This is a genomic window from uncultured Chitinophaga sp. (assembly GCF_937874145.1).
Classification (GTDB): Bacteria; Bacteroidota; Bacteroidia; order Chitinophagales; family Chitinophagaceae; genus Chitinophaga.
The window spans coordinates 1-7,414 of sequence record NZ_CALNBI010000489.1 but is presented as its reverse complement, the minus strand read 5'-3'; the positions used below and the strand labels follow the sequence as shown (position 1 = coordinate 7,414).

Here is a 7,414-nt window from a genome sequence, read left to right as displayed (position 1 = left end):
AAATACGATCAGGACCGGCATAAACACGCAACCCACCACAAACGGCATCCCGTATTCGCTCACGCCCCACCCTTCCATCACCCACTGCGCCACGCTTTTGGCCAGTCCGGATGCGAAGATGAAACTCACCGCCAGCGCGGCGCTGATCATATCCGTGGTCCGCCTTCCTTCGATATACGAAAACACCACGCCCCACAACATACCGAGCGGAAAGCCATTCAGGAACAGGCACCACCAGTTGTAAGGCGGCGGCACCAGGGCAAAGAGCGCCCAGGCCAGCCAGGCCGCGCCCGTCAATCCCAGGATCAGCCAGTGCCGGTTCTTCCGCTGCATCCCCGCGATGAACCGGATGCCGTAGAATTTACTCAGCATGTACCCGAACACCTGCGACACCACCAGCACGGTTTGTAATCCATGCCCCAAAGCGTATGCCCCGCAAAAGCCCCCACATTGAAAGCTTTGCGGAACGAAAAAATAGCGGTGTAGGCGCAAAAGGCGGTAACGGCCGCAAATGCCGCCACGCCCAATTCCCGGCGGGTAAATTGCATTATGGAATATACGCTGAAATCATCGAAAAGAAAACAGCGCCCCGCACATTCGTACCGCAAGAAGCAACAAGGCCGCCCTATGCGGACGGCCCTGTTCTATTCATGTATGGTTCTGGATGAATATACCTTAATGTCCCAGCTTGATCACCTTCAACAGCTGGCGGATATTGGCCTGCGAGATTTCGATGTAGTAAATGCCCGGCAGGTAATTGCTTCCCAGCGTAACGGAAGAATTCGGGGCTTGTCCCTGGCGGGTTTCCACGAGTGCGCCGGCACTGTTGTACACCCGGATGCCGATCGGCTGCTGGCTCTTGCTCACCAGCATCAGCACAAACTGATGGAACGTGGGATTGGGCAGCACCGTGGCGGCCAGGCCGTTGCCATGGGTCCAGGGCTTGTTGCCCGGCACCAGCACGTAAGCCGTTTCCACGCTCGAATTGCCGGAAGTATCGGTGGCGGTAACCGTGATCGTGTACACGCGCCCGTTACCCAGCGGGTTTCTTTGCGCGCGGAGCTTCACGGTGTTCGCATCCACCACCTGCCAATCCGCACTGCCGTTATCCGGTTCGTTGCTGGTCACCGTTACGGTTCGCGTAACCGGGCCGCAGTCCGTTGCCGTGTAATTCAGGGCTACCGTCACCATTTTGTTGTTCGGGGTGTTCAGCAATCCCGGCGAAGGGACGATTTCCGTAAAAACGGGTGGCAGCGTGTCTTTCAACCCGATCGTCAGCATCGCGGTATCGGATTTCCCGCCGGCGTTGGTGGCAATGAAATACACGTTATCGTTATGCCGCACCCGGCTGCCCGGCACGGGATACTGCGTTACAACAACGCCTTCCGGATTGTCCAACGTCACGGAGTCGCGGTAATCGGGCAAGGGAGCGCCGCAATCCGCATCCCCGAAAAGCCACTGGTTACCCGGCCCCTGGATCGTGGGCGCGAGGTTGGCGGCCAGGCCCGAACGTGGACTTTCGTTATGATAGCGGTCGAGCGCGGTAACAGCGTAATAGTAAGTAATGCCCGGCAAGGCAGAAGTGTCTGTATAACTCACGGAATCCACCGGCGTCACAGCCAGGAACTGGTCCATGGAACTGGTATCGATCACGGGTGTGGTGGAGCGGTAAACCGCAAACTGGCGCGCCCTGTTCAGCTGGTCGCCGGGGTCGCCGTTGTGCCACCAGAACAATTGCACATCATCACCCGCCTGCACGGCATTCAACCCGAACGGAGCCGCCGGGGCGATACTGTCGCGCCATTGCATGGCGGGCAGCAACGCAGGTTTGGCGTACATGAACAACCGCAGCGAATCACGGAAACCTTTCCGGGTATTGACGCGCAAGCTGGTGGTGTTGTACACCGACTGCCCGTACACGTTGGCGTGACTGCGGTTCATCCGGATCTGGCGCGGGATCTGGGTGGAATCGGTCCACCCTGCGCCCGCTGCCGCGTCACCCATTTTGTACCCGGCGATGCCGATGTAAATATGGCGGCCGGCGGATTGGTTATTCCACCAGGGCACGATCACGCCGTAATTGGCGCCGGGCTGCCCGATCCACCAATACACCTGCGGCATGATGTAATCGACCCAGCCTTCCTGCAGCCACCGCTTCGTGTCGGCATACAGCGTGGTGTAATGCTCCAGTCCGCCGGTGGGCGAGCCGATGTCGGGGTTGGTGCTGTTGCGGTAGATGCCGGAGGGGCTCACGCCGAATTTCACCCAGGGCTTGATGGTTTTGACGCTGTCGTACACCCGCTGGATGAGCAGGTTCACGTTATCGCGCCGCCAGTCGGCCTTTACGGTAAACCCGCGGGGATAATCCGCAAACGTGGCCGAATCGTTGTAAGGCGCCGTGCCGGCGGGTGCGTTGGGGGGATAGAAGTAATCGTCGAAATGAATGCCATCCACGTCGTAGCGGTGGAGTATATCCGCGATTACGGCGGAGATGTGGTCGCGCACGGGTGGCAGCCCGGGATCGAGGACGCGTAGCGTACCCTGGCTGAGGAGCCATTCGGGGTGTGCTTTGGCCACATGCGAGGCGGCGAAGCCCGGCAGGTTGTTGGCGTTGCCTACGGCGCGGTAGGGATTGATCCAGGCGTGGAATTCCATGCCCCGCTTATGGCATTCTTCGATGGCGAAAGCCATGGGGTCCCAGGGCGAGGAGGGCGCATTGCCCTGCGTGCCCGTGAGGTCGGCCGACCAGGGCTCCAGTTCGCTGGCGTACATCGCGTCGCACTGGCTGCGCACCTGCACGTACAGGGCGTTGAGGCCGGTGGCGCGGTGGTGGTCGGCGATGGCGATAAAGGCGGCCCTTTGCTGGGCGGGCGTCTGCGACCGGTTGGGCCAGTCGATATTGAGATAAGTGGCTACCCAGGCGCCGCGGAGCTCACGTTTCGGGGGCGTCTGCGCCAGGGTGATGGCCGGGAAAAGGCTGCAAAGCAGCAGGATACGTAAAATTCCAGGCATTGGTGAGGGGTTTGGTTGATGTAATGAAACAGGCTTTCAGGTATAAGAGCGTTTCAACAACCGTTACCGTTATACTTTCCCAAAAAATAAAAGGCCGCCCCGGCAAGGGAGCGGCCGCTGCGGCGGTGAGCCTGCAGTGATGGTGCTCAGTCTGTGTGATTTTTCACGCGGCCTCAGGGCAACTGAGCCATTTTTCCTGCGAGGCCGGCGCTCGGGATATGGCCATTTGTAACCTCCCATATTGCCTCCTGGGCCACGGCAAGGCTATGCACGTCGGCCAGGGATTTGTTCTCCAGCGTCATCAGCAACGCCTGGAGATCGTAGTTGCCGGACACGGGGCCGAAGCGGTAAGGCCCTTCGGGACCGGCTTTTGGAATGGACTGGTACAGTCCGAAAAGATCGAGGTGGAAGCCGGCGGTGGTGCCGGCGGGTATGCTGAGCTCCACGGCGCGCGCCAGCAGCGCGTCGCAGGAACGGTCGTACCGGTTGTGGAACACGAGCCCTGCGGGCAGGGTTACTTTGACGGCGGCGGCGGTGTGGTTGCGGAGGCGGAAGCGCAGGCGCACCAGGCAGCCGTCCCCATACCGTTGTACTTCGTGATCCGCATCGCAGGAGCACGCCCGGGCGTTGTGGCCCTTCATGGATCCGGCTGCCAGCGAAACGCCGGCGGGCAGGCGGAAGATGTTGCCTTCTATCTGGAAAGGCGCAGATGCCGGTGAAGTAACGGGCGCCTGCGGGGCAGGGAGCTGCCTGGCCCGGGTGGAACGCTTGCCTGCGGCGGCGGCCAGCAGGATGAGCGGGATGATGGAAAGGAATAGCAGGGTTAACTTTTTCATGATCTTGTTTTTGTCGCCGCAAAGATAGGCTACCCTCCCATCCCGCCTGCTACGCGAAACGGATTCGTTCCTACGGCAAACGGATTTCTTTCCCGTCGTTATGATTCCGCCAGCAGCGGCTTCCGGCTTTAACATGCGGCCAAAAGCGGAATTAGCGCGGATTTAATGGATGAATCGTGCCCGCAGTGCCGGATTTATCCTTATCTTTACATATTACCTATATTTAAAAAAGCATATATACATTGTATTTTCACGAATTTGATTTTGACGATGATCTGTTGGATGGTATAGATGCGATGGGCTATAAAACCGCTACACCGGTTCAGGAACAAGTTATCCCCGTCATTTTATCCGGCCGGGACCTGATCGCCTCCGCACAGACGGGCACCGGTAAAACGGCAGCCTTCCTGCTCCCACCATTCAGAATATCCTCTCCCATACAAAAGACGACCACCAGATCAATTGCATGATCATCGTTCCCACGCGGGAACTTGCCGTGCAGATCGCCCAGGCGCTGGAAGGCATGTCGTATTTTACCAATATCAGCTCCATCGCCGTTTACGGCGGGGGCGACGGTGCTTCTTTCGCCATCGAAAAGAAAGCGCTGTCGACAGGCGCCGATGTGGTCATCTGCACTCCCGGCCGCATGATCGCCCACCTCAACATGGGCTACGTGAAGCTGCAAGGGCTGAAGTATCTCATCCTCGACGAGGCCGACCGCATGCTCGACATGGGTTTCCACGACGATATCGAGAAGATCATCTCCTTCCTTCCCAAAGACCGCCAGACGCTCCTCTTCTCCGCCACCATGCCGGAAAAAATGCGCAAACTGGCGCTCAAAATCCTCCAGGATCCCATCCAGGTGAACATCGCCATCTCCAAACCGCCCGAACGCATCAAACAGGAAGCGTTTGTGGTGCATGAAGAACAGAAAGTACCCCTGGTCAAGCATATCCTCAGCAGCCGGCCCACCGAAAGCGTTATCGTTTTCTGCTCCCGGAAGCAAAATGTGAAGACCCTCGCCGCAGTATTGCGCCGTGGCAAATTCACCGTAGAGGAGATCCACTCCGACCTGGAGCAGGACAAACGCGAACAGTCGCTCCTGAACTTCAAGAACGGCAAATCCAAAGTACTCGTGGCTACCGACATCCTCAGCCGCGGCATCGATATCGAAGACATCGACCTGGTGATCAACTACGACGTACCCAACGACGGCGAGGATTACATCCACCGCATCGGCCGTACCGCACGCGCCGCAACCGACGGTACTGCATACACGTTCATCAGTCCCAAGGAACAGGGCCGTTTTTCCCGCATCGAAGAGCTGCTGGGCAAACCGGTAGACAAAGCCACCGTTCCCCCTGAACTGGGCCCCGTGCCGGAATACACGCCGAAAGTCCGCAGGCCGGGCGGCGGAGGCGGGAATAACCGCGGAGGCGGCCAACATCGCGGTGGTAGCGGAGGCGGACAAGGAAAGCCGCGCAACGGTAACAAGCGAAGAAATAATAATAATCGTCCCAAACAACAGAAAAAGCCATAAGATTTAGTCTTATGGCTTTTTTAATTTGATGACATTTATCAACTTCAGGGTATTGATATGGACAGTCCATTTCATTAATTTGCAGACAAATTAGCTTAGTATCAAGCGTACCCTGATACCCCATATGCTTCAGAGAGGAAACCGGGAAGATTGAATATTTCATCCACAACAAAAATACGCTTATGAAAAATCGCCCTCCCCAAAACCTGGTACACTTAGGGCCCCCACCAAGGCAGGGGCCCCTGATCAACGTTTCTTACAATTATTCTTTACTCATCTTTGACCGCTGACTGTCCGAGTCCGGCCATTACACTGCCTATAATAGCCGTCACGGCAGCGATTTCAATAACGACCTGTGGAAGCTCGCCCGGCAATCCGAAAATTGCGGCGGCAATAGCCGTGAGGAACATTCCAATGTTTCGCACTTTCTGAAAAAAGGGTGGTGTTGGAGCAATCGGGTACATCCACCGCAACCATCTTCATCAGCAGGAATCTGCTATTGAGGATGGGATACATGATATTACCTTCCTGTTCCATGAACTCAATGACTATCGCAATAAAAACCGGATCTGTCGTACCCTGTGGAATTTGTGCACTCAGTTCTACCGGGCCTGTCGTGGTTTTGCCCAGAACAATTTCGCTGGCGCCTGCTTCAGAAAAGGCATGTTCACCGGTTTCGAAATCGATGGCGGCAGCGCCCATCCTCAACTTTACATGCGTAGCCTTGTCCGGGGAAACGACCATTTCCGCCGGGATGAATGCCGGCAGTGAGATGCCAACGGTACCCGCAACCCTGTCAATTGAATGGGAAATCGGAACCAGCCAAATGCTGTCGAAATTTCCGGCTTCGGTAAAGTTGAAATTGACGAGCAAATTTGTGTCACCTTCCAGCAGGGTGCGCTGCCCCCGCTCATGCTCCAGGTCGGATTTGATCACCGCTTTGCAGGCTTTCGTCAGCCTGGGGAACAGTGTGCTGTTAGCCTGCTTCGGTGTTATGGTACCGAATGCGCGCTTGATGAGCTTACCGGCTTTGCCCGCTTTGGCAAAGTCCTGCGTGTTCAGCCGAACCTGTTCGAAGTTGGGGTCGTTCCTGAATCGTTCAGATGTGACACCGCCTTTCCGTTTGAGTCCGAATTCACCGTTCTTCTTTCTGAAGAAAATCATTTTTTGGGTTGAGCCCGTGAGCTGCAGTAACCCTTCTTGTTTGTTTGACATAAAAATTCGTTTAAATGTTTTTCATGAATATTGGCACTTGCATCGCCGTGCCATTCAGGCGTTCACATGATCAGTGTGATGGGTGTAATTACATCCTGAAAGTAGGATGACGTGAAATACCTCAAAAATCGGACGGTCGGAATTGCCGGATTTTGCCGGAATTTTCCGCGTATTTCCGGTTTTGACCTCACCAAAATCTATCGCATATGGGTAAGAATTTACCGCATAGAGTAGTCATCACAACAAAAGATATCCAGTTGATCCTCGGAAAGGGAGAACGTAGTGCGCGGGATCTCATGCAGAAGCTACGGGCGTATTTTCAGAAAAAACCGGGTCAATATGTTTCGGTTGCGGAGTTCTGCGCATTTGTAGGTATTGCGCCATCTGATGTGAAAGAGTTTTTCTGACTACCTTCCGGCATTATCGCAAACTGCCTGTAATCTCGCTACATGTAAACTACCTACAACTTTATCTGCAATCCAGATTTACCAGAAAAACACCGGCATCCTTTAAACCTTTTGTTCATCAAAATGTTTAGTGTTGAAAATACGCTCCGCAAAACCAGGAGGCTATCCCCCTCCCTGAACATGTCAACCCCTAAAAACTAAATATGAATTTTTGGTGGAACCTAACAAATGACGGGCTTGCGGAAAAAATACCCGTCGACCAGGCTGAAAATATGATCGGGGAAATGATCAGCATGCTGCGAAAATTACACCCCGCATTCTCTAATGAACTTGAAACAGATATCCGGAAACGGTGCGACACCATCCGCTTTAAGAAACGTGCTATTATCGTTGACTATGGCGAA

7 protein-coding genes and 1 pseudogene are annotated in these 7,414 nt (G+C 55.4%); 4 read left to right on the top strand and 4 right to left on the bottom strand.

The window, feature by feature from the left end:
- From Q0510_RS23225 to Q0510_RS23215, 3 genes are all read right to left on the bottom strand, one after another.
- A partial coding sequence (locus tag Q0510_RS23225) for a DUF5690 family protein (RefSeq protein ID WP_298717145.1) occupies positions 1-423 on the bottom strand: 423 nt, incomplete at its 3' end.
- 252 nt (positions 424-675) lie between these two features.
- Entirely contained in the window at positions 676-3,012 is a 2,337-nt protein-coding gene (locus Q0510_RS23220) for a family 10 glycosylhydrolase (RefSeq protein WP_298717142.1), read from the bottom strand.
- Between the two features lie 173 nt (positions 3,013-3,185).
- Positions 3,186-3,848 carry a hypothetical protein gene (locus tag Q0510_RS23215; protein ID WP_298717135.1) on the bottom strand — a complete coding sequence of 221 codons (663 nt, stop codon included), beginning with the start codon at positions 3,846-3,848 and terminating at the stop codon, positions 3,186-3,188.
- 296 nt (positions 3,849-4,144) lie between these two features.
- Between Q0510_RS23215 and Q0510_RS24930 the strand changes: the two are divergent.
- A pseudogene (locus Q0510_RS24930) lies at positions 4,145-4,617 on the top strand (DEAD/DEAH box helicase); the annotation flags it as partial.
- A 39-nt stretch (positions 4,618-4,656) separates the two neighbouring features.
- On the top strand, positions 4,657-5,388 hold the full coding sequence (locus Q0510_RS23205; protein WP_366941033.1) for a C-terminal helicase domain-containing protein: 732 nt from the start codon (positions 4,657-4,659) through the stop codon (positions 5,386-5,388).
- Positions 5,389-5,730: 342 nt separating this feature from the next.
- Here Q0510_RS23205 and Q0510_RS23200 read toward each other — a convergent pair whose 3' ends face one another.
- Positions 5,731-6,603 carry a hypothetical protein gene (locus Q0510_RS23200; protein ID WP_298717128.1) on the bottom strand — a complete coding sequence of 291 codons (873 nt, stop codon included), beginning with the start codon at positions 6,601-6,603 and terminating at the stop codon, positions 5,731-5,733.
- A gap of 206 nt (positions 6,604-6,809) precedes the next feature.
- Here Q0510_RS23200 and Q0510_RS23195 point away from each other — a divergent pair, with 206 nt between their 5' ends.
- Together Q0510_RS23195 and Q0510_RS23190 are read left to right on the top strand one after the other, a co-directional pair.
- Entirely contained in the window at positions 6,810-7,010 is a 201-nt protein-coding gene (locus tag Q0510_RS23195; RefSeq protein ID WP_298717125.1) for a hypothetical protein, read from the top strand.
- A gap of 203 nt (positions 7,011-7,213) precedes the next feature.
- Positions 7,214-7,414, top strand: a 201-nt coding sequence (locus Q0510_RS23190) for a hypothetical protein (RefSeq protein ID WP_298717122.1), incomplete at its 3' end; no start/stop codon positions are given.

Coding starts and splice junctions, on each gene's coding strand:
- Q0510_RS23220 (WP_298717142.1), bottom strand. CDS start 3,012: ATGCCTGGAATTTTACGTATCCTGCTGCTTTGCAGCCTTTTCCCGGCC.
- Q0510_RS23215 (WP_298717135.1), bottom strand. CDS start 3,848: ATGAAAAAGTTAACCCTGCTATTCCTTTCCATCATCCCGCTCATCCTG.
- Q0510_RS23205 (WP_366941033.1), top strand. CDS start 4,657: ATGCCGGAAAAAATGCGCAAACTGGCGCTCAAAATCCTCCAGGATCCC.
- Q0510_RS23200 (WP_298717128.1), bottom strand. CDS start 6,603: ATGTCAAACAAACAAGAAGGGTTACTGCAGCTCACGGGCTCAACCCAA.
- Q0510_RS23195 (WP_298717125.1), top strand. CDS start 6,810: ATGGGTAAGAATTTACCGCATAGAGTAGTCATCACAACAAAAGATATC.